Source organism: Pseudomonas pohangensis, assembly GCF_900105995.1.
GTDB lineage: Bacteria > Pseudomonadota > Gammaproteobacteria > Pseudomonadales > Pseudomonadaceae > Aquipseudomonas > Aquipseudomonas pohangensis.
Window position 1 is genome coordinate 1,466,648 of sequence record NZ_LT629785.1, and the last position, 21,647, is coordinate 1,488,294.

The 21,647-nt window shown below is 60.5% G+C and carries 23 protein-coding genes; 16 read left to right on the forward strand and 7 right to left on the reverse strand.

The genetic code is table 11. The features are described from left to right. Positions 1-7: 7 nt before the first annotated feature. Positions 8-721, reverse strand: a complete 714-nt coding sequence (locus BLT89_RS06840) for a transglutaminase-like cysteine peptidase (protein ID WP_090193722.1) — start codon at positions 719-721, stop codon at positions 8-10. Positions 722-910: 189 nt separating this feature from the next. Then, the gene (locus BLT89_RS06845; protein WP_090193723.1) at positions 911-1,498 is read right to left on the reverse strand and encodes a UPF0149 family protein; all 588 of its coding nucleotides are present in this window, start codon (positions 1,496-1,498) and stop codon (positions 911-913) included. 348 nt (positions 1,499-1,846) lie between these two features. Here BLT89_RS06845 and BLT89_RS06850 point away from each other — a divergent pair, with 348 nt between their 5' ends. Next, the gene (locus BLT89_RS06850; RefSeq protein ID WP_090193724.1) at positions 1,847-2,164 is read left to right on the forward strand and encodes a hypothetical protein; all 318 of its coding nucleotides are present in this window, start codon (positions 1,847-1,849) and stop codon (positions 2,162-2,164) included. Positions 2,165-2,184: 20 nt separating this feature from the next. Here BLT89_RS06850 and greB read toward each other — a convergent pair whose 3' ends face one another. Genes greB through BLT89_RS06865 form a run of 3 tightly spaced genes read right to left on the reverse strand, consistent with a single transcriptional unit; the run spans position 2,185 to position 5,885 of the window. Beyond that, positions 2,185-2,682, reverse strand: a complete 498-nt coding sequence (gene greB, locus BLT89_RS06855) for a transcription elongation factor GreB (protein ID WP_090193725.1) — start codon at positions 2,680-2,682, stop codon at positions 2,185-2,187. Between the two features lie 15 nt (positions 2,683-2,697). Continuing rightward, the gene (locus BLT89_RS06860) at positions 2,698-5,205 is read right to left on the reverse strand and encodes an ABC transporter permease (protein WP_090193726.1); all 2,508 of its coding nucleotides are present in this window, start codon (positions 5,203-5,205) and stop codon (positions 2,698-2,700) included. Further along, entirely contained in the window at positions 5,205-5,885 is a 681-nt protein-coding gene (locus tag BLT89_RS06865; RefSeq protein WP_090193727.1) for an ABC transporter ATP-binding protein, read from the reverse strand. The genes BLT89_RS06860 and BLT89_RS06865 overlap by 1 nt, the downstream gene beginning before the upstream one ends. A 10-nt stretch (positions 5,886-5,895) precedes the next feature. Here BLT89_RS06865 and BLT89_RS06870 point away from each other — a divergent pair, with 10 nt between their 5' ends. From BLT89_RS06870 to BLT89_RS06880, 3 genes are all read left to right on the forward strand, one after another. After that, positions 5,896-6,501 carry an arylesterase gene (locus BLT89_RS06870; protein WP_090198786.1) on the forward strand — a complete coding sequence of 202 codons (606 nt, stop codon included), beginning with the start codon at positions 5,896-5,898 and terminating at the stop codon, positions 6,499-6,501. 55 nt (positions 6,502-6,556) lie between these two features. Then, positions 6,557-6,817: a hypothetical protein gene (locus BLT89_RS06875; RefSeq protein WP_090193728.1), complete on the forward strand. Its 261-nt coding sequence runs from the start codon at positions 6,557-6,559 to the stop codon at positions 6,815-6,817. Positions 6,818-6,927: 110 nt separating this feature from the next. Beyond that, positions 6,928-7,890: a L,D-transpeptidase family protein gene (locus BLT89_RS06880; protein WP_090193729.1), complete on the forward strand. Its 963-nt coding sequence runs from the start codon at positions 6,928-6,930 to the stop codon at positions 7,888-7,890. Between the two features lie 114 nt (positions 7,891-8,004). On the opposite strand, the gene BLT89_RS06885 is transcribed toward BLT89_RS06880, so the two are convergent. Continuing rightward, on the reverse strand, positions 8,005-8,253 hold the full coding sequence (locus BLT89_RS06885; protein ID WP_090193730.1) for an Lpp/OprI family alanine-zipper lipoprotein: 249 nt from the start codon (positions 8,251-8,253) through the stop codon (positions 8,005-8,007). A 290-nt stretch (positions 8,254-8,543) separates the two neighbouring features. Here BLT89_RS06885 and BLT89_RS06890 point away from each other — a divergent pair, with 290 nt between their 5' ends. The 10 genes from BLT89_RS06890 (at position 8,544) to ccmI (ending at position 16,136) form a co-directional block, all read left to right on the forward strand. Next, positions 8,544-8,828, forward strand: coding sequence for a GNAT family N-acetyltransferase (locus tag BLT89_RS06890; protein ID WP_090193731.1), 285 nt, complete (start codon positions 8,544-8,546; stop codon positions 8,826-8,828). Positions 8,829-9,173: 345 nt separating this feature from the next. Beyond that, positions 9,174-9,809 carry a cytochrome c biogenesis heme-transporting ATPase CcmA gene (ccmA, locus tag BLT89_RS06895; RefSeq protein WP_090193732.1) on the forward strand — a complete coding sequence of 212 codons (636 nt, stop codon included), beginning with the start codon at positions 9,174-9,176 and terminating at the stop codon, positions 9,807-9,809. Beyond that, a complete protein-coding gene (gene ccmB / locus BLT89_RS06900) occupies positions 9,806-10,477 on the forward strand; it encodes a heme exporter protein CcmB (RefSeq protein ID WP_090193733.1) in 672 nt (223 codons plus the stop codon). The genes ccmA and ccmB overlap by 4 nt, the downstream gene beginning before the upstream one ends. A 55-nt stretch (positions 10,478-10,532) precedes the next feature. After that, complete coding sequence (locus tag BLT89_RS06905) at positions 10,533-11,288, forward strand: heme ABC transporter permease (protein WP_090193734.1); 756 nt, start codon at positions 10,533-10,535, stop codon at positions 11,286-11,288. Continuing rightward, the gene (ccmD, locus tag BLT89_RS06910; RefSeq protein ID WP_090193735.1) at positions 11,285-11,461 is read left to right on the forward strand and encodes a heme exporter protein CcmD; all 177 of its coding nucleotides are present in this window, start codon (positions 11,285-11,287) and stop codon (positions 11,459-11,461) included. The genes BLT89_RS06905 and ccmD overlap by 4 nt, the downstream gene beginning before the upstream one ends. After that, positions 11,458-11,922: a cytochrome c maturation protein CcmE gene (ccmE, locus tag BLT89_RS06915; protein WP_090193736.1), complete on the forward strand. Its 465-nt coding sequence runs from the start codon at positions 11,458-11,460 to the stop codon at positions 11,920-11,922. Before ccmD ends, ccmE begins: the two co-directional genes overlap by 4 nt. 17 nt (positions 11,923-11,939) lie before the next feature. Further along, positions 11,940-13,913 carry a heme lyase CcmF/NrfE family subunit gene (locus tag BLT89_RS06920; RefSeq protein ID WP_172829155.1) on the forward strand — a complete coding sequence of 658 codons (1,974 nt, stop codon included), beginning with the start codon at positions 11,940-11,942 and terminating at the stop codon, positions 13,911-13,913. After that, positions 13,910-14,446 carry a DsbE family thiol:disulfide interchange protein gene (locus BLT89_RS06925; protein ID WP_090193738.1) on the forward strand — a complete coding sequence of 179 codons (537 nt, stop codon included), beginning with the start codon at positions 13,910-13,912 and terminating at the stop codon, positions 14,444-14,446. The genes BLT89_RS06920 and BLT89_RS06925 overlap by 4 nt, the downstream gene beginning before the upstream one ends. Continuing rightward, positions 14,443-14,928: a cytochrome c-type biogenesis protein gene (locus tag BLT89_RS06930; protein WP_090193739.1), complete on the forward strand. Its 486-nt coding sequence runs from the start codon at positions 14,443-14,445 to the stop codon at positions 14,926-14,928. Before BLT89_RS06925 ends, BLT89_RS06930 begins: the two co-directional genes overlap by 4 nt. Beyond that, a complete protein-coding gene (ccmI, locus tag BLT89_RS06935; protein WP_090193740.1) occupies positions 14,928-16,136 on the forward strand; it encodes a c-type cytochrome biogenesis protein CcmI in 1,209 nt (402 codons plus the stop codon). Before BLT89_RS06930 ends, ccmI begins: the two co-directional genes overlap by 1 nt. A 141-nt stretch (positions 16,137-16,277) precedes the next feature. On the opposite strand, the gene BLT89_RS06940 is transcribed toward ccmI, so the two are convergent. Beyond that, positions 16,278-17,144, reverse strand: coding sequence for an ion transporter (locus BLT89_RS06940; RefSeq protein WP_090193741.1), 867 nt, complete (start codon positions 17,142-17,144; stop codon positions 16,278-16,280). Positions 17,145-17,314: 170 nt separating this feature from the next. On the opposite strand from BLT89_RS06940, the gene BLT89_RS06945 reads away from it, so the two are divergent. After that, on the forward strand, positions 17,315-17,992 hold the full coding sequence (locus BLT89_RS06945; RefSeq protein WP_090193742.1) for a GntR family transcriptional regulator: 678 nt from the start codon (positions 17,315-17,317) through the stop codon (positions 17,990-17,992). After that, positions 17,983-21,489: a chromosome segregation protein SMC gene (gene smc, locus BLT89_RS06950; RefSeq protein WP_090193743.1), complete on the forward strand. Its 3,507-nt coding sequence runs from the start codon at positions 17,983-17,985 to the stop codon at positions 21,487-21,489. The genes BLT89_RS06945 and smc overlap by 10 nt, the downstream gene beginning before the upstream one ends. The last annotated feature ends 158 nt before the right edge of the window (positions 21,490-21,647 follow it).

Sequence of the window (21,647 nt, forward strand, 5' to 3'; positions counted from 1 at the left end):
TTCTCTCCTAACCATCGCCTACGGCGAAGCCTTCAGCACGCATTTTCTTGAGCACATCCTGCCAGCGCGACAGCCGCTTGCTGTCGCCGCTTTTCTTGCCCGGAAGGTAAAGGCCTTCGGCATTGAAGGCGTAGACCGGCAACAGATCGCGGCGCTGTGAGGCAGGCCGGATATCGGCAATCAGGTTGTCCAGCACCAGGGGGTCGGCTGTGGGGGTGGCGTAGTAAGTCAGCACCATGTGCGCCTGGTTGTAGGCGAGTGCCTTGACGTAAGTGATGCGCAACTGCGAGCTGGGTATGCCCAGGCGGCGCAAGGTGAAGTATTTGGCGATGGAATAATCTTCGCAGTCGGCGGCGCCCTTGATGGTGGCTTCAACCGGTGTGGCCCAGTAATCGTCCTGCTGCCAGTTGCTCAGATCATCGACAAAGCGGTACTGGCGGTTGAAGAAGTTGTTTACCGCTTCGAGCTTTTGCTGGTCATCAAGGCCTTCCGTCTGTTTGATCAGTTCTTCCCAGCCAAGGATCTTGTCGCGGGTGAGGATGTCCAGCGTGCCGTACTTCATTTCTGCATTCTTCAGGACCAGCTGGAAGTCCCAATCGTTGTAGTCGGCCCACAGGCTGCTGATGCCGGCCAGCAATGTCAGGAGTATTGCCAGAACCGCTGGCAACCGGCCTTTGTGCCAGAGAGCATGCACATCTGCTGTGGTGCGCTTACGCCACATCAGGACTCTCCGGTGGGGGGCTGGCATGCATGCGACTGGGCGGCTCGCTGAACGGTGGGAATTCGGGGTGAACAACATCGCCGGCGCACCGGCACGCACTCAGATTAGCGGAAAAACGGGCGTTTCGCGGCACCCATGAAAAAGGGCCGCATATGCGGCCCTGGGGGATATCCGGGGTTTGCCCGGATGTCAGTGATGACGTGGCTTGAGCAGCGCCGGTTTTTCATCCGGTGAATTGAACAGCAGGAACATGGCGGTCAACAGCTCGGGAATCTGCTCGATCATGCTGTCGGTCAGATCGCGGTCGCTGGCAATGTCGGCAAACTCGGGTTGGTCGTCGAACAGTCCGGAGCCGACCATGATCGGCAACAGCAGCTCACTGACTTCGTCTTCGGCATTCTCGAACCAGATGCTCTCGCGCAGAAACACACCTTCCATGAAGCCGATACACCAGCCGCGCAGTTCGGAATCATCCGGATCATCGCCAAGATCCAGATCACAGGGGATTTCCGGCTCTTCATCTCCGGCCATGTGGCGGGCAATGTGCTCCTTCAGTTGCTGCAGGGTGGCTTCAATATCTTCGCGCTCTGCATCACTGCGATAGTGCGGCGGCTCGGCAAACAGGGCGTCGATCCACTCCCGTGAAGGCACCTGTTCAGGGCAAATCGACAAGGCTGTCAGATAGCCATGGGTGGCCATGTAGTCCAGGGCTTCCTCATGCAGGTCGTCAGCATCGAGAAAGCCTTGCAGGCGGGTCAACTGTTCGGCAAACGACATTGTAGGGCTACCTTGATGGGATGAACTGTACGGATTCTATCCCTCCAGACCGGCAAAAGCACGGCGCAAGGGCTTGATTGTGCGGGGTTATTGATCTGGATCGGGATATTGCGGCCTCTCTGTTACGCCTTGATGGCTGGCAATTCGCCGTCCACTCATCCATTGCCCGGGGTCGCCGCTTGAGAAAAAACTCTCCGGACAGCTAGAATAGCCGTCAAAGCGCCGATTTAGACAGCTACTTGCGGGGCGCCGGGAATCTTTCACCGATTCCGAAATACCGCTAAAGCGCTGGTTCGGTGTCGCAGTTCACCGCTATCCAGTGGGACTGACGAGCCGGAGACCTTCCCGATGATTTGCCCTCAACCCCTATGCCGCCTGGCACCCATCACTACCGGGATGAACTCGGGCAACCCGCGCATTCTGTTGTGCGCGAAACAGGCATCCGGCCTGGTGCGCTATATGGAAGGCTGGTCGCTGGATACCCGCCGTCGGCAGTTGCGGATCGAGAGTCTCGATCAGCCGGAATTGCTTGCCGGCATGCTCAGTGACAGCTTCGATCTGGCGGTGGTTCAGGCGGTGCCTGCGGTCGAACTGGATGGTCTGGTGCATGAGTTGGTGCGCGTGGCCAGGCAAGGCTTGATTACCCGGCCCCGCAAGTCGCTCTGAGCCCCGCTGGTAGCCAGGACTCAGCGGTATTCGATGGCCACCAGATACCAGCATTTTTCGCCGGTGGGTGTCTGTACGCGGATTTCCGCGTCGAGCAGCTTGCCGAGCAGGGCCCGGGCCAGCGGTGAATCGATGCTGATCAGCCCCTGTTTCAGATCCAGCTCATCCGGGCCGACAATGCGGTAGAGCTGCTGCTCGCCAGCTTCGTCTTCCAGCGTCACCCAGGCACCGAAATACACCTTGTTGGCATCCGAAGGAGGCTGATCGACGACCTTGAGGTTTTCCAGGCGTTTGCTGAGAAAGCGCACGCGGCTGTCTATCTCGCGCAGCATTTTCTTGCCGTAGGTGTACTCGGCGTTCTCCGAACGATCACCCTGAGCCGCCGCCTCACTAACCGAGCGGGTGACCTGTGGCCGGCGCACATGCCAGAGTTCATGCAGCTCGGCACGCAGGCGGGCTTCACCTTCCGGCGTGATCAAGGCAGTGCCGGCTGTGCGTGGCGGGCGATAACGGCTCATTCTCGAGGCTCCTGATCAGGCTTCGCGCAACACGGTGATCGGGCTGACATTAAGCGAGCGGCGCGTACCGGCGACCCCCGCGCTGCCGACCAGCAATGCACCGATTAGCGGCAGCAGCAACAGCCAGGGGTGCGGATGCCAGATCAGGTCGAAGGCGTAGCTGTAGAGCAGGGCGCTGATCAGTTCGCAACCGACTGCCGCCAGCAGGCCACTGGCTGCACCCAGCAGGCCGAACTCGGTCCAGCGGGCGCGCTTGAGCAGGCGCCGCTCGGCACCCAGTGTGCGGAGCAGGGCGCCCTGGTGGATGCGTTCATCCAGCGTCGACTGCAGGCCGGCGAACAGCACGCTGAGGCCGGCGGCCAGGACAAAGAGCAGCACGAACTCCACGGCCAGGGTGACTTGCGCCAGGATGCTGCGCAGTTGCGTCAGGATGGCATCAACCTGCAACAGGGTGACGGCCGGGAAGCTTCGCGACAGCGCGACCAGTTCGCGCTCGCTTTTCGCTGGAAGATAAAAACTGGTCAGGTAGGTGGTCGGCATCCCGGACAGGCTGCCGGGGGAAAATATCATGTAGAAGTTCGGTTTGAGATTGCCCCAGTCCACTTCGCGCAGGCTGCTGATACGCGCCTCAAGGGACTGGCCGCCGATACTGAAGGTCAGGCGGTCACCGACCTCAACCTGCAGGTTTTTGGCGAGTTTGGATTCGACCGAAACCTCCGGCAGGGCGTCTGCGGGAGTGTTCACTGACCACCACTGGCCGGCAACCAGGCGGTTGTCACTGGGCATCTCGGCAGCCCAGGTCAGGCTCAGATCGCGCTGGGTTGCGCGCTCGCCGGAGGATTCCTTGCTCACCAGTTTCTTCACCGGCTCGCCATTGATCCTGATCAGGCGTCCCTGAATCATCGGATACAGCGGCTCAGGGGTTGCAGCCAGTTTTTCCAGTTGTGCGGTAAAGGCATCCTTGTCGGCTGGCAGCACGTTCATGGCGAAGTAATTGGGTGCGTTTTCCGGTAACTGCTTCTGCCAAGTATCCAGCAATTCGCCGCGCAGCAGGGCGATCAAGGCCATGCACAACAGAATCAGACCGAAGGCCAGTGCCTGGCCGGCAGCATTCAGCGGGTGGCGCAGCAGTTGCCCCAGACCCAGGCGCCATGCCAGCGACGCGTTCTTCAGCAGCCGGCGCAAGGCCCGCAGGGACATCAGCAGCAGGCCGCCGAGCAGCAAGGCGGCCAGCAGACCGCCACCGAGCAGGCTGAGAGTCAGTTGCAGGTCGAGACTCAGGCGCCACATGATCACGCCGAGCGCCAGCAGCGCCGCACCGTAGACCAACCAGCCACTGGCCGGCAGCGGCAACAGATCACGCTGCAGGACCCGCAGTGGTGGCACCCGTCCCAGGGCCGCCAGTGGCGGCAGGGCGAAGCCGGTCAGCGCCACCAGGCCGGTGGCAATCCCGGCCAGCATGGGCCACAAGCCGCCGCTGGGAATTTCCTGGGGTAGCAAGGTTCCCAGCATCTGGAACAGCCCCAGCTGTGCCAGCCAGCCGAGCAGGGCGCCAACCAGACAGGCGAACAGGCCGAGCAGGGCCAGTTGCAGGCTGAACAGCTGCATGACTTCATGGCGGCTCATGCCCATGCAGCGCAGCAGGGCACTTGAGTCGAAGCGGCGCTGTGCATAGCGGCTGGCTGACAGGGCAACGGCGACACCTGCCAGCAGAATGGCCGCGAGGCTGGCCAGGTTCAGATAGCGTTCGGCGCGGCCGAGCGCACCGCCAACCTGCTGGTTGCCATCCTGCGCTCCCAGCAGTCTCTGGCTGGGTGTCATGCCTGGTTTGATCTGCTGGCGGTAAGCCGCGATTTGTTCCGCTGTGCCGCGCCAGAGTTCGCTGTACTTGACCCGGCTGCCGGGCTGCACCACGCCGGTAGCGGGCAGGTCGGCCAGGTTCATCAGCAGGCGCGGAGTCAGGCTGTAGAAGTCGCCGGCCCGGTCGGGCTCATAGGTGAGTACGCGAGTCAGGCGCAGGACTTTCTGGCCTACCTCCACCGGGTCGCCAATGCGCAGATCCAGCGCCGTCAGCAGGCGGCTTTCAACCCAGGCTTCGCCGGGCTGTGGCCCCCCGCCGGCGCGCTCCTGCCCGTAGGGGGCTTCAGCACTTTTCAGTTCGCCGCGCAGCGGGTATGCCGCGTCTGCGGCCTTGACGCTGCTTAGCTGGATGCCCTTGTCGGTGGCAATGACGCTGGAGAACTCGACCAGCTGAGCATGCTGCATGCCCAGCTGCTTGCCGCTTTCGATCTGTTCCGCGGTGGCCGGTGCGGAGCCGTTGAGCAGCAGGTCGGCACCGAGAAATTCACTGGCACGCAGCAGCATGGCGCCATTCAGGCGGGCGCCGAAGTAACCGATGGCAGTACTCGCAGCCACCGCCACCAGCAGTGCAAAGAACAGTACGCGCAGCTCGCCGGCACGGGAGTCGCGGCGCAGCTGGCGAATGGCCAGTGGCAGCAGGCGGCGTATGGATAGCTTGTTCATCAGAGCGCCGGCGCAACCAGCTGGCCGCCCTCCAGGCGAATCTGCCGCGCACAGCGTGCAGCCAGACGGGCATCGTGGGTAACCAGCACCAGTGTGGTGCCGCGCTCCTGATTGAGCTGGAACAGCAGGTCGCTGATGCGTTCGCCGGTGTGGCTGTCGAGGTTGCCCGTCGGTTCATCGGCAAACAGTACGTCGGGATCGGCCGCAAAGGCGCGGGCAATGGCCACCCGCTGCTGCTCGCCGCCGGAAAGCTGGCGCGGGTAGTGGCTCAGTCGCTGACCGAGGCCGACCCGCTCCAGCAGCTCGCGGGCGCGCTTGCCGGCATCCTCACGTCCTTCCAGCTCCAGCGGCAGCATGACGTTTTCCAGGGCATTGAGGCTGTCCAGCAGTTGAAAGGACTGGAACACGAAGCCGACATGCTCGGCGCGCACCCGGGCGCGCTGGTCTTCGTCGAGCTGGTTGAGATGGTGGCCGGCCAGGCTGATTTCACCACTGCTCGGCAGATCAAGGCCGGCCAGCAGGCCGAGCAAGGTGGATTTGCCTGATCCGGAGCTGCCAACAATTGCCAGGCTCGCGCCGCGCGCAAGCTCGAAATCGATTTGTTCCAGGATGGTCAGTTCGCCTTCCGCACTGGGAACCACTTTGCTAAGGTGCTGCACGTTCAGAATGCTGGCGTTCATGGAGAGTCCGATGCGAGTTTGGTTGTTGGCCCGTTGCCTGGTGCTGTTGCTGCTGGCGCCACCGGCACTGGGCAGTACGCTACTGGTGGTCGGCGATAGTATCAGCGCCGGTTTTGGCCTGGATACACAGCAAGGCTGGGTCGACCTGCTTGGCGAGCGCCTGAAACAGCAGGGTTCGGACCTTGAAGTGGTGAATGCATCGATCAGTGGTGATACCAGTGCAGGAGGCCTGGCGCGCCTGCCGGCGCTGCTTGCAGAGCATCGGCCGGCGCTGGTGATCATCGAACTGGGCGGCAATGACGGGCTGCGGGGACAGCCGCCAGAGCAATTGCAACAAAACCTTGCAGCAATGATTGCCGACTCGCGCCAGCAGGGTGCAAAGGTATTGCTGTTGGGCATGCAGTTGCCGCCCAATTACGGGGCGCGCTATACCAAGGCGTTTGCCCGGGTGTACAGCGATCTTGCTGCGTCTGCGGATGTTCCGCTGGTGGATTTCTTTCTGCAGGGCGTCGGCGGGCAGCCGCAGCTGATGCAGGCCGATGGCATTCATCCGAACGCCAAGGCTCAGCCGCAGTTGCTGGAGAATGTCTGGCCAACGCTGGAGCCTATGCTGTGAGGCTTTTCCGGGCATTTTCTTTCAGCTAAGGTGGCGGGCCTTTCTGGAGTCACGAATGCCGCGTCCCGCCTGGTCCCTGCATGCCTATCTGTTTATCGAGCCGGACGAGCAGCTGGACCTGTTTGCTTGCCGTGAAGTACGGGTGCATCTGTTGCCGCGTCAACTGGAGCTTGGACAGTACGCGGATCGTACACTGTGTGGCGGGCTGTTGCCTGCCAGGCCCAGATTGTTGCCGCTGGGTCGTACCCAGTTGAAAGACAAGCGCTTGTGCCTTGAGTGCCTGAAAGTTATGCAACTTCAGCAACAGGGTGCTTAGCCTTATCTCACCCACACACATACATTCATACACACGGATTCCTGTCGGTAGCCGTCTACGTGTACAATTCTTGACCATTTTTTAGTGTCATCTCGCAAAGGATTTTCCGGATGTTTTGCCGCGCCTCTGTCGTCGCCCGCCTGGTTTCACCAGCCTTCCTGCTTATTGCGGGGCAGGCTGCTGCATTGAGTTTTCCCTTGCCGCCACCCGGTGAAGACGTCGTCGGTGAAGTTCGGGTAATCCAGGCCAAATATGAAGATACCTTTGCCGATATAGCCAAGGCCAATGACATGGGTTATCTGGAGATGGTAGCGGCCAACCCGGGCGTCGATCCATGGCTGCCGGGAGAAGGCAGGAACATTGTTCTGCCAACCCGCTACATCCTGCCGCCGGGGCCGCGTGAGGGTATCGTCATCAATCTGGCCGAGTACCGCATGTACTACTACCCCAAGGGCGAGAACGTGGTTTACACCTATCCGCTGGGTATTGGCCGTGAAGGCTGGGGCTCGCCGGTGACGAATACATCCATCATCGACAAGATTCCGAATCCGGCCTGGTATCCACCCAAGTCGATCCTTGAAGAACATGCCGCAGAGGGCAATCCGTTGCCGAAAGTGGTTCCTCCCGGCCCGGATAATCCACTGGGGCCGTTCAAGTTCAGGCTGGGCACACCGGGTTACCTGATTCATGGATCGAACAAGAAGTTCGGTATCGGCATGCGTGTCAGTCACGGCTGCTTCCGCATGCTCAATGACAATGTGCTCGAACTGGCCAAAATGGCACCTGTCGGGACCAAAGTGAGAATCTTCAGCGAACCCTACAAGTTCGGTGTGTCACAGGGGCAGTTGTTTCTCGAAGCGCATACGCCGCTGGATGATCATGGTGAACCGTCGGTAGTTGATAAGCACACGGCTGTACTTACGGCACTGCACAACAATGAGCAGATCACCGCCGGCTATCAGCTTGACTGGAATGTAATCAGGGAAGTTGTAGCCGGTGAAGACGGGATGCCGGCCGAGGTTTCAGTTCCAGTCAGCAACGTGGCCAGCACTGAAGCAGAAATGCCTTTCTGATTAGTGCTTCCGGTGCCGGCGCAGATGTTGCGTCGGTATTTTCGGGAAAACGCAGGCAATAAAAAAGCCGACCCGTTTCCGGGTCGGCTTTGGAAGATCAAGCCTTGTGGGCTATTACTTCTTGCTGGCTTTTTCCAGCATACGCATAGCGCGCTCGTTGGCTTCGTCAGCAGTCATCTGAGCTTTCTGGGCAGCAGCGACAGCTTCGTCAGCTTTACGATAGGCTTCATCAGCACGAGCCTGAGCACGGGCAGTAGCGTCTTCGTTAGCAGTCAGACGAGCTTCGATTTCTTTGGTGTTGCTGCAACCAGCAGCCAGCAGAGCAGCCAGAGCAACAGCGGAGATTTTCAGTGCGGTAGTCATAGGTTTCCCCTCGAGTGGACTTTCCATAAAGCAATTCCTCGAAACGAGAAATTAGCGGCGTACATATTACCGCTTCACATCAATAAGTAAACGTAGCCAGATCATTTTGAAGAACTTTTTTTCATAAAAACTAGCGGTTTGGCAGTCTTGCTTGCTGCATGCGGTTAAAAAGCGAACAAACTTGTATAGTCTGGAACTTAAGAGAGTTGCAATTGCCCAACGAACTAAGGCATCAGGTGCAACAACGTGGGGGTTGAACAACCCTGTGTGTAAAGGCTCAGGAGGAATGTATGACAGACTCGTTGCCGGTGATGCACGACAAGTCCGGACTGCAGTTTGAAGTACAGCTGGACGGGCATCGTGCTTACTTGTCCTACATGGATCTTGGCAAGCAGACTCTGGACTTCTACCGTACTTTTGTTCCGACAGGTCTGCGTGGCAAGGGTGTGGCGGCAGCGCTTACCCAGGCGGCGCTGAATTACGCCGACGCTGAAGGCTATACAGTGATTGCCTCCTGCTCTTACGTGGAACGCTATATGGAACGTGCCGAGCGCAACAGTAATAGAAAAAACTGATATCCATCGCTGACGATTTGTTCTGTGCCTGTCCGCCAGGGCAGGGCTTTGGTCTGCTGCAACCGCAATGGTTGCCAGGGGCAGTCTGATTGCGCTCCGGCGCATAACCTCCGAATAACCCGCCACCTTTTATGTCACTGCTACCAGTTACCTTCTGGCGATTTCTGTCCGGATTATCCGCAGGAGTCATGCAGGTTGGCTTGCCTGGCATTGTGTGGTTACAACCTGTCGGCAATGCGCGCTTTAGAGGCTCAGGCTGGCGTGTATAATGCCCCGCCGCCCGCCAAGGCAGCTTTCTGATTGTGTCGGCGCAGGCGAAGTTTGAACCACTCAGGTATGCATTTGATGACCCAGCCCTTTCTGGAAAGCAGCGGCCTCGCTTGTGAGCGGGATGGTCGTCTGCTGTTCGAGGGGTTGGCATTGCGCGTACAGGCCGGGGACATGCTGCAGGTCAGCGGTCCCAATGGCAGCGGCAAGTCCAGCCTGCTGCGGTTGCTGTCCGGCTTGATGCAGCCGGTGGCCGGTGAAGTGCGTCTGGCAGGCAAGACCCTGGTTGAGCAGCGTTCGGAACTGGCGCGCAATCTGTTGTGGCTTGGCCATGCGGCCGGTATCAAGGGCTTGCTGACTGCCGAAGAAAATCTGGCCTGGCTGTGTGCCTTGCACCGCCCGGCGACAGCTGCGGCCATTGCAGCAGCGCTTGGCGCCGTCGGCTTGCGCGGATTTGAAGATGTTCCCTGTCATACCCTCTCGGCCGGGCAGCAACGCCGTGTAGCGCTGGCGCGCCTGTATCTGGATGCGCCGCCGTTATGGATTCTGGATGAGCCTTTTACCGCGCTGGACAAGCAGGGCGTGGCGCAGCTGGAACTGCACTTGTGCCAGCATTGCGAGCAGGGCGGCATGGTTATCCTGACTACCCACCACCAGTTGGCCCGGCGTCCATCGCGCTACACGGAAATCGATCTGGGGCAGCTGGCCGCATGAGCAATGTATTTACCCAGTTGCTGGCCCGTGAAGCCCGTCTGCTGTTTCGTCGGCCGGCTGAACTGGCCAATCCGCTGGTTTTCTTTGCCATCGTCACGGCGCTGTTTCCTCTGGCAGTAGGTCCGGAAAGCCAGCTGTTGCAGACTCTTTCGCCCGGTTTGTTGTGGGTTGCCGCGCTGTTGGCGGTACTGCTGTCCCTGGATGGCCTGTTTCGCAGTGATTTCGAGGATGGCTCTCTGGAACAGTGGGTCCTTTCGCCGCATCCCTTGCCGGTTCTGGTGCTGGCCAAGGTTCTGGCACACTGGCTGTTTTCCGGATTGGCACTGGTGTTGCTGGCGCCGTTGCTGGCTTTGATGCTCGGTTTGCCGGTACGTTGTCTGCCGGTATTGTTGTTGTCGCTGTTGCTCGGTACGCCGGTGCTGAGTCTGCTGGGTGCCGTGGGTGCGGCGCTGACAGTGGGACTCAAGCGTGGCGGTCTGTTGCTGGCTTTGTTGATTCTGCCGTTGTATATCCCCGTGCTGATCCTTGGCAGTGGCGCCCTGCAGGCCTCGCTACAGGGGTTGCCGGCAGACGGCCAACTATTGTGGATGGCCAGTCTGGCGGTATTGACGGTCACCTTGTCACCCTTCGCCATTGCTGCCGGCCTGACCATCAGCGTGGGTGAATGAATAATTTAATGATTAGGCAGCACTGGCTAGCGCTGCAAAGACTGCGAGTTACCCGATGAACTGGACGTGGTTTCACAAGTGGGGGTCGCCCAAGTGGTTTTATGAGGTCAGCGGACGCTGGCTGAGCGCTTTTGCCTGGGCGGCCGCCTTGCTGCTGATCGCCGGACTGGTCTGGGGGCTGGCCTTCGCGCCGCCGGACTACCAGCAGGGCAACAGTTTTCGCATCATCTATATCCACGTGCCGGCAGCCATTCTGGCGCAGTCCTGCTATCTGATGCTGGCGGTTGCCGGCGCAGTCGGCTTGATCTGGAAGATGAAGCTGGCCGATGTGGCTCTGCAGCAGGCCGCGCCGATCGGCGCCTGGATGACCGTAATTGCCCTGGTGACCGGCTCCCTGTGGGGCAAGCCGACCTGGGGTACCTACTGGATCTGGGATGCGCGCCTGACCTCGATGCTGATTCTGCTGTTTCTCTACTTCGGGGTGATCGCCCTGGGCCAGGCCATCAGCAACCGTGACAGCGCAGCCAAGGCCTGCGCAGTGCTGGCGCTGGTCGGTGCGGTAAATATCCCGATCATCAAGTATTCGGTGGATTGGTGGAACACCCTGCACCAGCCGGCCACCTTCAAGATTACCGGCAAGGCCAGCATGGCCATGGAAATGTGGTTGCCGCTGCTGATCATGATCATCGGTTTCTACTGCTTTTTTGCTGCCGTACTGCTGCTGCGCATGCGTCTGGAAGTGCTGCGACGCGAATCGCGGGCCAGTTGGGTCAAGGCTGAAATCAAGCGACTGCTGGAGAGTAAACAGTGAGTTTTTCAACCTTCAGCGAGTTTCTTGCCATGGGTCATCATGGCCCCTATGTCTGGTCTGCCTACGGCATCAGCCTGCTGGTGCTGGCGCTCAATCTGTGGCTGCCGGTACTGGCCAGGCGCAATTACCTGCAAGACGAGGCGCGTCGTCTGCGTCGTGAGGAGCAAAAGTGAACCCGGTTCGTAAAAAGCGTTTGTACATTGTTCTGGCGATTGTCGCCGGAGTTGGCATAGCCGTGGCACTGGCGCTGTCTGCCCTGCGCGAGAACATCAACCTGTTTTACACGCCCACGCAGATTGCCAATGGTGAAGCCCCGCTGGATACGCGAATTCGCGCCGGTGGCATGGTCGCCGAGGGCTCGCTCAAGCGCACCGGGGATTCCCTGGATGTCGAGTTCGTGGTCACCGACTTCGTCAAAAACGTGACCATTCGTTATCGCGGCATCCTGCCCGATCTGTTCCGCGAGGGGCAGGGCATCGTTGCGTTGGGCAAGCTGAATAACGCTGGCGAACTGATCGCCGATGAAGTGCTGGCCAAGCATGACGAGAACTACATGCCGCCCGAAGTGACCAAGGCACTCAAGGACAGCGGCAATCTGCCGTCTGATCAATCCAAACCGGTGTCGGGAGAGTAACCATGCAGGCAGCCTTGCTGATTCCCGAACTGGGTCATCTGGCGATGATTCTGGCGCTGTGTCTGGCGCTGGTGCAGTCGACTTTGCCGATGGTCGGTGCCTGGCGTGGTGACCGTCTGTGGATGAGCCTGGCGGTGCCGGCGGCGCGTGGCCAGTTCTGCATGCTGTTGTTTGCTTTCGCCTGCCTGACCTGGGCGTTCCTCAACGATGATTTCTCGGTGGCCTATGTCGCCGGCAACTCCAACAGCGCCTTGCCCTGGTATTACAAATTCAGTGCCGTGTGGGGCGCCCATGAAGGTTCATTGTTGCTCTGGGCCCTGATTCTCGGCGGCTGGACCATGGCCGTGTCGATTTTTTCGCGGCAACTACCGGAAGTCATGCTGGCCCGGGTGCTGGCGGTGATGGGCATTATCAGCGTCGGCTTTCTGCTGTTCCTGATCGTTACCTCGAATCCGTTCGAGCGTCTGCTGCCGAATGCGCCCAGCGATGGCCGGGATCTCAATCCGCTGCTGCAGGACTTCGGCCTGATCGTGCACCCGCCGATGCTCTATATGGGCTATGTTGGTTTTTCGGTGGCCTTTGCCTTCGCCATTGCGGCACTGCTCGGCGGGCGGCTGGATGCGGCCTGGGCGCGCTGGTCGCGGCCGTGGACAATCATTGCCTGGGCCTTTCTCGGTATCGGCATCACCCTGGGTTCCTGGTGGGCTTACTACGAACTCGGCTGGGGCGGCTGGTGGTTCTGGGATCCGGTGGAAAATGCCTCCTTCATGCCCTGGCTGGTCGGTACGGCGCTGATCCACTCGCTGGCGGTGACGGAAAAGCGCGGCGTATTCAAAAGCTGGACGGTATTGCTGGCGATTGCCGCGTTCTCGTTGAGCCTGCTGGGTACCTTTCTGGTGCGCTCCGGCGTGTTGACCTCGGTGCATGCGTTTGCCGCCGACCCCGAGCGCGGCGTGTTTATCCTGATCTTCCTGCTGATGGTGGTAGGCAGTTCGCTGACCCTGTTTGCCGTGCGTGCACCGGTGGTGAAAAGCACCGTCGGCTTTACCCTGTGGTCACGCGAGACGCTGTTGCTGGCGAATAATCTGGTGCTGGTAGTGGCGGCCTCGATGATCTTGCTCGGCACGCTGTATCCGCTGGTGCTGGACGCCGTTAGCGGGGCCAAGATGTCGGTCGGGCCGCCGTACTTCAATGCGCTGTTCGTACCGCTGATGGCATTGCTGATGCTGGTGATGGCGATCGGCATGCTGGTGCGCTGGAAAGCCACGCCGCTTGACTGGCTGCTGGGTATGCTCAAGCCGGTGCTGATTGCCAGCATGCTGCTGGCCGGTGTGGCCTGGCTGCTGATGGGCGACTTCAACTGGGCGGTGCTGGCGGTATTCTTCCTCGCTGCCTGGGTGCTGCTGGCCGGTGTCCGCGACCTGCTCGACAAGACCCGGCACAAGGGCCTGCTGCGCGGCAGTCTGGGTCTGGGCCGCAGCTACTGGGCCATGCAACTGGCACATCTGGGGTTTGCCGTGTGTGCCATCGGCGTGGTGCTGGTGAGCAACTACAGTTCCGAGCGCGACTTGCGTCTGGCGCCGGGTGAAGCGCTGGAACTGGGTGGTTACAGCTTCATCTTCGAAGGTGCGAAACACCACGAAGGCCCCAATTACACCTCCGACAAAGCCACTATCCGGGTGTTGCAGGATGGTCAGCAGGTAGCGCTGCTGCATCCGGAAAAACGCCTGTACACCGTGCAGAACATGCCGATGACCGAGGCAGGGATTGATGCAGGCTTCACCCGTGATCTGTATGTGGCACTGGGCGAGCCGCTGGAAGACGGTGCCTGGGCCGTGCGCGTGCATATCAAGCCGTTCGTGCGCTGGCTGTGGCTGGGCGGTCTGATGATGGGGCTGGGTGGCGTACTGGCCGCCTCCGATCGACGTTACCGCACCAGGGTGCGCAGCTCGGTGCGTGAAGCGCTGGGCCTGACTGGAGCCAGGGCATGAAGCGCCTGTTAATGCTGTTGCCGTTGCTGGCCTTCGTCTTGCTGGCGGTTGTGTTGTATTCGGGGATCGGCAAAGACCCTTCCGAGCTGCCTTCGGCGCTGATCGGCAAACCGTTACCGGCCTTCAGCCTGCCATCGGTGGATAAGCCGCAAACTATGCTGACCCAGGCTGATTTCAAGGGTCCGGCGCTGGTGAATGTCTGGGCGACCTGGTGCATCTCCTGCAAGGTTGAGCATCCGGTACTCAATGCACTCAGCCAGCGTGGCGTAACCATCTACGGCATCAACTACAAAGACGAGCAGGTTGCCGCACAGAAGTGGCTGAAGGAATTCCACAATCCTTACCAGCTCGATGTGGATGATGCCCAGGGCTCGCTGGGGCTGGATCTGGGTGTGTATGGTGCTCCGGAAACCTTCATGATCGATGCTCAGGGTGTGATCCGCCACAAGTTCGTCGGCGTGATTGACGAGCGCGTCTGGCAGGAGCAGCTGGCACCACTGTACAACCAGCTGGTCGATGAGGGCGGACAATGAAGCGTCTGTTAAGCAGCGTTCTGCTGAGTCTGCTTCTGGTCGGTGTTGCTCATGCAGCCATTGATACCTACGAGTTCAAGGATGAAGCCGAACGCCAGCAATACCGCCAGCTGACCACCGAACTGCGCTGCCCCAAGTGCCAGAATCAGGATATTGCCGACTCCAACGCGCCGATTGCCGCGGATTTGCGCCGGGAAATTTTCCGCATGCTCGGCGAGGGCAAGGATAACCAGCAGATCGTCGATTTCATGGTGGCGCGCTACGGCGATTTTGTCCGTTACAAACCGGCATTGAATTCACGCACATGGCTGCTCTGGTTTGGTCCGGGCGTGCTGTTGCTCGGCGGTGCCCTGATTCTCGGCCTGATCGTGCTGCGCAAGCGCCGCACATCGACGGGCAGTGCCGGCAGCGGTCTGACCGCACAGGAACAGGCGCGTCTGGACGCACTGCTCAATCATGAACCACAGGACAGACAAGACTGATGCTCGATTTCTGGCTATCTGCCGGCCTGCTGCTGCTCGCCGCTCTGGCATTCATGCTGATTCCGCTGCTGCGTGGTCGACGCGCACAAGCCGTCGAGGATCGCACCGCATTGAACGTGGCCCTGTATCAGGAGCGACTGGCCGAACTGACCGCGCAACAGACTGCCGGCACCCTGAGTGCCGAACAGTTCGAAACCGGCAAGGCAGAAGCTGCCCGCGAACTGCTGGCAGATACCGAAGGCCGGGGAGCGCTGCACAGCAGCAATCTGGGCAAGGTCATTCCGCTGCTGGCTGCCCTGGCGGTGCCGGCACTGGGTTTCGGGCTCTATCTGCACTGGGGTGGCAGCCAGCAAGTGGAGCTGGCCCGGGCCTACGAAAGTACGCCGCGCACCCTTGAGGAAATGACCGAGCGCCTGGAACAAACCGTCAAGGTACAACCGGAGGCTGCCGAAGCCTGGTATTTCCTTGGCCGTGCCTATATGGCCCAGGAGCGCTATGCCGATGCGGCGGCCGCTTTCGGCAAAGCTGCCGATCTGGCCGATCGTCCGGCCGAAGTGCTCGGTCAGTTGGCGCAGGCGCAGTTCTTTGCCGGTAACCGGCAATGGACCCCGGAAATCCAGAGTCTGACCGACGAAGCCTTGCGCGCCGACCCGCAGGAAGGCACCAGCCTGGGCCTGTTGGGGATTGGCGCCTATGAAGCCGGTCGATATGCCGAAGCTATCGGCTACTGGCAGCGCCTGCTGGCGGGGCTGCCGGCCGATGATGCGGCACGGCAACCGATCGAGAGCGGTATCGAGCGGGCCAAGGCCAAGGTGCTTGAAGCCGGCGGCACGTTGCCGGCCGAGCCGGTAATGGCCAGCAATACGCCTGCCTTGAAGGTGCGCGTCGAACTGGCGCCGGCATTGCGTGACCAGGTGCAGCCTGGCGATAGCCTGTTCGTGTTTGCCAAGGCTGCCTCCGGCCCGCCCATGCCGCTGGCGGTCAAGCGCCTGACAGTGGCGGATCTGCCGGTGGAAGTAAGCCTGTCGGATGCCGATGCGATGATGCCGCAACTGAAGATATCCGGCTTTGCGCAAATCCAGCTGACAGCGCGGATTTCCCGTGCCGGTAATGCCACGGCAGGCGAGTGGATGGGCAAGGTACCGCCTGTGGCCAATGACGAAGCGGCTTTGCAGACGATTGTCATCGACAGCCCGGACGCTCACTGAGCCCTTGTCATGCTGATGCCGTGGAGTGCCGGCAGGGCGGGCTTCAGCCCGGCATTGAGCAGTTCAGAGCTGTATCGCTGGGCTTAAAGCCCACCCTGCGAGCCAAACCCGGAGCACTGGGCAGTGCCTGGTCAAACCGCCTCACTCCGGGGCGGTTATTTCAGCTTTGCTGGCATGCGGGTAGAGATTGGAACCACAACGGCAGCAGTAACTGGCTTCGGGTTGATGGCTGCTCTTGTTGCAGTTGGGGCACTCATGTTTGGTGCCATCCAGTCCTGCACCAAACTCCTGGCGCATGGCATTGGCCATTTCCGCAGTGAAAATACCCGTCGGTACGGCAATGATCGAGTAACCGGCGATCATTACCAGGCTGGCAATCGCCTGGCCAAGGGGTGTTTGCGGGGAAATGTCACCGTAACCCACCGTGGTCAGGGTGACGATGGCCCAGTAGATGCCCTTGGGTATGCTGGTGAAACCATGCTCCGGGCCTTCGACGACATACATGATGCCGCCGAAAATGATCACCAGAATCAGGATGCAGGAGAAGAACACGGTGATCTTCTTCTGGCTGCCACGCAGCGCCACCAGCAGGTAATTGGCCTGGGTCAGGTAGGGCGTCAGTTTGAGTATGCGGAATACCCGCAGGACCCGGATCACACGGACCAGAATCAGGTACTGGGCCGAGGCAAAGAACACTACGAGGATGCCCGGCAAGACGGCCAGCAGGTCGATCAGGCCATAAAAGCTGAAGGCATAACGCAAGGGTTTCGGCGAGCAATACAGGCGGGTCAGGTATTCAATGGCAAAAATGCCGGTGAACAGCCATTCGAGGTAATAAAACAGCAATTTATAGTCGTCGTGGATCTCCTGAATGCTGTCGAGCATCACCACCACCAGGCTGGCAATGATCACGATCAGCAGGCATTCATCAAAGATCCGCCCGGCACGCGTGGTGGTGCCGAAAATGACGGTATAGATTCGTTGTCGCAAGGACTGTTCGCTGTTCATGCCGGAGTTCCGCCTATTGCCTTGTGCACAACATAGCAGCCCGTCCGGCGCTCCGGTAAGCCGGCGCTCCGAGAATTTGCGGCAAGTTGCTGATCAACGGCAAAGCTGCCGGCAGAAAAGGCTGTGATAAACTCCGGCGCCGCCTCAAATCAATAAAACTAAGGGAAATCATGACGTTCAAGGCCGCGGACAGCCTGGCTGAGCAGATTGCCGGGGATATTGCCGGACGCATCATCCGTGGCCAGCTCAAGTCCGGTGAGCGGATTCGCGAACTGCATGTGGCGCAGACCCTGAATGTCAGTCGTGGCGCGGTGCGCGAGGCGTTGCTGATTCTCGAGCGGCAGCATCTGGTGGATATCCATGCCAACCGTGGGGCGCAGGTCAGCGAGCTGAGCGCAGAACATGTCAAAGGTCTGTTTGTGCTGCTGCTGGAGCTGTATGTACTGCTGGGTACGGCGGCGACTAACTGGAAAGTTGAAGCGGAGCTCGAACAATACCGCGCCATCCAGCGCGAACTGGCGGTGGCAGCCAAATTTCACGATGTCGGCAAGTTTGTCGTCCAGGGCGTCGAGCTGAGCAAGGCCGGCTACTACTTTGCCAATAACCCGTACCTGCAACAAATTCTCGACAATCTGACACCGGTGGTAAGCCGCATGCACTATCTGATACTTGATCGCCGGGCAGACGAAATGCAGTTCATCCATCAGCTGTTTCGCGGCTTGCAGGATGCACTGGAAATGCGGGACAGGAAGCGCATGCGCGATCTGCTGCAGCGTTATTGCGAACACAGTTGCCAACAGGTACTGGCGGCACTGGCCGGTCAGGGCGGAGCGGCACCATGCGCCTGAAATGTATCCGCCTGGCCGGCTTCAAGTCCTTCGTCGATCCGACCACCGTCAATTTTCCCAGCAACATGGCCGCCGTGGTCGGGCCCAACGGTTGCGGAAAATCGAACATCATCGACGCCGTACGCTGGGTAATGGGCGAGAGTTCGGCGAAGAACCTGCGCGGCGAATCGATGACCGATGTCATCTTCAACGGCTCGAACACCCGCAAGCCGGTGACTCAGGCCTCTATCGAGCTGATTTTCGATAACTCCGACTCGACGCTGATCGGTGAGTACGCAGCTTTCGCGGAAATCTCCATCCGCCGCCGGGTTACCCGTGACGGCCAGAACACCTACTTCCTCAACGGCACCAAATGCCGCCGGCGCGACATCACCGACATTTTCCTCGGCACCGGTCTGGGCCCGCGCAGCTACTCGATCATCGAACAAGGCATGATCTCCAAGCTGATCGAAGCCAAGCCGGAAGACCTGCGCAACTTCATCGAAGAGGCAGCCGGCATCTCCAAGTACAAGGAGCGCCGCCGCGAAACCGAAAACCGTATCCGCCGCACCCACGAGAATCTGGCGCGCCTGTCGGATTTGCGTGAAGAGCTGGAACGTCAGCTCGAACGTTTGCATCGGCAGGCGCAGGCGGCGGAAAAATATCAGGAATACAAGGCCGAAGAGCGTCAGCTGAAAGCCCAGCTGGCTGCCTTGCGCTGGCAGGCACTGAACCTGCAGGTGGGCCAGCGCGAGACGGTGATTGCTGAACAGGAAACCGGTTTCGAGGCGCTGGTGGCCGAGCAGCGCAATGCCGATGCCAGTATCGAACGTTTGCGTGATGGTCATCATGAGTTGTCCGAACGCTTCAATCAGGTGCAGGGGCGTTTCTACTCGGTAGGCGGCGATATCGCGCGTATCGAGCAGAGCATCCAGCATGGTCAGCAACGTCTGCGCCAGTTGCAGGATGACCTGCGGGATGCCGAGGCTTCCCGGCTGGAAACCGAATCCCATCTGGGGCACGACCGCACCTTGCTCGCCACTCTGGGCGAAGAGCTGGAAATGCTGGCGCCGGAACAGCAAAGCAGTGCTGCCGCAGCCGAAGAAACCAGCGCCGAACTGGAAGAAGCTGAAGCGGCCATGCATGGCTGGCAGGAACAATGGGATGGCTTCAACCTGCGCAGTGCCGAACCGCGTCGCCAGGCGGAAGTCCAGCAGTCGCGAATCCAGCAGCTGGAGCAAGGCATCGAGCGGCTGGCCGAGCGCCAGCGGCGCATCCTTGACGAGCGCAATCTGCTGGCGGCCGACCCCGAACAGGCGGTAATTGACGAGCTGGCCGAGCAACTGGCCATCGGCGAATTGCAGCTGGAGGAACAGCAACTGCTGGATACGCAGCAGGCCGAGAGCTTGCAGCGCTTGCGTGAAAACTTGCAGCAGGCCGGTGCGGAACAGCAACTGGCACAGGGTGAGCTGCAACGCCTGAACGGCCGGCTGGCTTCCCTCGAAGCCCTGCAGCAGGCAGCGCTGAATCCGGACAAAGGCGCCGCAGAGTGGCTGCAACAGCAGCAACTGGACAACCGCCCACGGCTCGCCGAAGGCCTGCGCGTGGATGCCGGCTGGGAGCTGGCCGTCGAGACGGTACTGGGCGCCGATCTGCAGGCGATCCTGCTGGATGACGCGCACTTCCAGAATCTCGCCGGGCTCGATCTGCATGATTTCAGCGAAGGCGATCTGCGTCTGCTGCAGAACAGCCCGGGCGGGCAGCAGCCGGCTGGCGGCAGCCTGCTCGACAAGGTCTCGGCCAGCGTGGACCTGTCGCCCTGGCTGGCGCAGGTGCGCCCGGTCGAGTCGCTGGACGAAGCTCTGGCCGGTCGTGCCGCACTGACTGCCAATCAAAGCCTGATCAGCCGTGACGGCTATTGGGTCGGGCGCAACTTTCTGCGCGTCTGCCGTGCCGGCGTAGCCGAGAGTGGCGTACTGGCGCGCGGTCAGGAACTGGAGCGCCTGCAGGCAGATGTAGAGCAGCGCAGCGCCCTGCTGGAACAGCTGGACGAGCGTCTGCAGGCTTTGCGCGGTGAGCAGCAGGAACAGGAAGCTTTGCGTGAAGCGCGACGGCGCAGCGTTCAGGAGCAGGCACGGCAGCTGGGTGAGCTGAAAGCCCAGTTATCGGCGCGGCAGGCGCGGGTCGAACAGCTCGGGCTGCGGCGTGAGGGGCTTGAGCGTGAACTGCGCGATGTCGAGCAACAGCGCGCGCAGGAGCAGGAACAACTGGGCGAGTCCCGGCTGTTGCTGCAGGATGCGCTGGAAAGCATGGCCGCCGATACCGGCCAGCGCGAGCAATTGCTGGCCCAGCGCGATGGTCTGCGCGAGCGTCTCGACCGCATGCGCCAGACGGCCCGGCAACACAAGGATCACGCCCACCAGCTGGCCGTGCGGGTCGGCTCCCTGCGCGCCCAGCACGATTCGACCCGGCAGGCGTTGCAGCGTCTGGAGATGCAGTTCGAGCGTGCCATCGAGCGCCGCGAACAGCTCAATCTCAATCTGGAGGAGGGCGAAGCACCTCTGGAGGAGTTGCGCCTGAAGCTGGAGGAAATGCTCGAGCGGCGCATGGGCGTCGAAGAAGAACTCAAACAGGCACGCCTGGCTCTGGAAGAGGCTGACCGGGAATTGCGTGACGCCGAGCGCCGGCGCAATCAGGCCGAACAGCAGTCACAGGTCCTGCGTACCCAGCTGGAACAGCAGCGCATGGAATGGCAGGCGCTGACGGTACGGCGCAAGGCGCTTACCGATCAGTTGCTGGAAGATGGCTACGACCTGCACGGCGTATTGGCGACATTGCCGGTCGAGGCCAGCGAAAAGGGCTGGGAGGAAGATCTGCTGCGTCTGGACGGGCGCATCCAGCGGCTTGGCCCGATCAATCTGGCGGCGATTGACGAATACCAGCAGCAGTCCGAGCGCAAGCGCTACCTGGATGCCCAGAATGCTGACCTGGAAGAGGCGCTGGAAACCCTGGAAAACGTTATCCGCAAGATCGACAAGGAAACCCGCAACCGCTTCAAGGAAACCTTTGACCAGATCAACAGCGGCTTGCAGGCGCTGTTCCCCAAAGTCTTTGGCGGCGGCCATGCCTATCTGCAGTTGACCGGGGAAGACCTGCTGGACACCGGTGTGGCCATCATGGCGCGCCCGCCCGGCAAGAAAAACAGCACCATTCACCTGCTCTCCGGTGGTGAGAAAGCGCTGACCGCGCTGGCGCTGGTGTTCGCCATCTTCAAACTCAACCCGGCGCCGTTCTGCATGCTCGACGAGGTCGATGCGCCGCTGGATGACGCCAACGTCGGGCGCTATGCGCGGCTGGTCAAGGAGATGTCGGAAAGCGTGCAGTTCATCTATATCACCCACAACAAGATAGCCATGGAAATGGCCGACCAGTTGATGGGCGTGACCATGCACGAGCCCGGCTGTTCGCGGCTGGTAACCGTGGATGTGGAAGAGGCGGTGGCGCTGGTAGCCAGCTGATCAGGCGGTTTTTTCCACTGCAGCAGAAGCCTGCTTTCGGGTTCCGCTCGGCGCTGGGGCATGCTAATTTACTACGCACTTTCGGCTGCATGCAGAAAATGCCGGTTATTTCAGCGAATTGGTCGTGATAACTGCACAGCAGCGAGCACATTTTGATT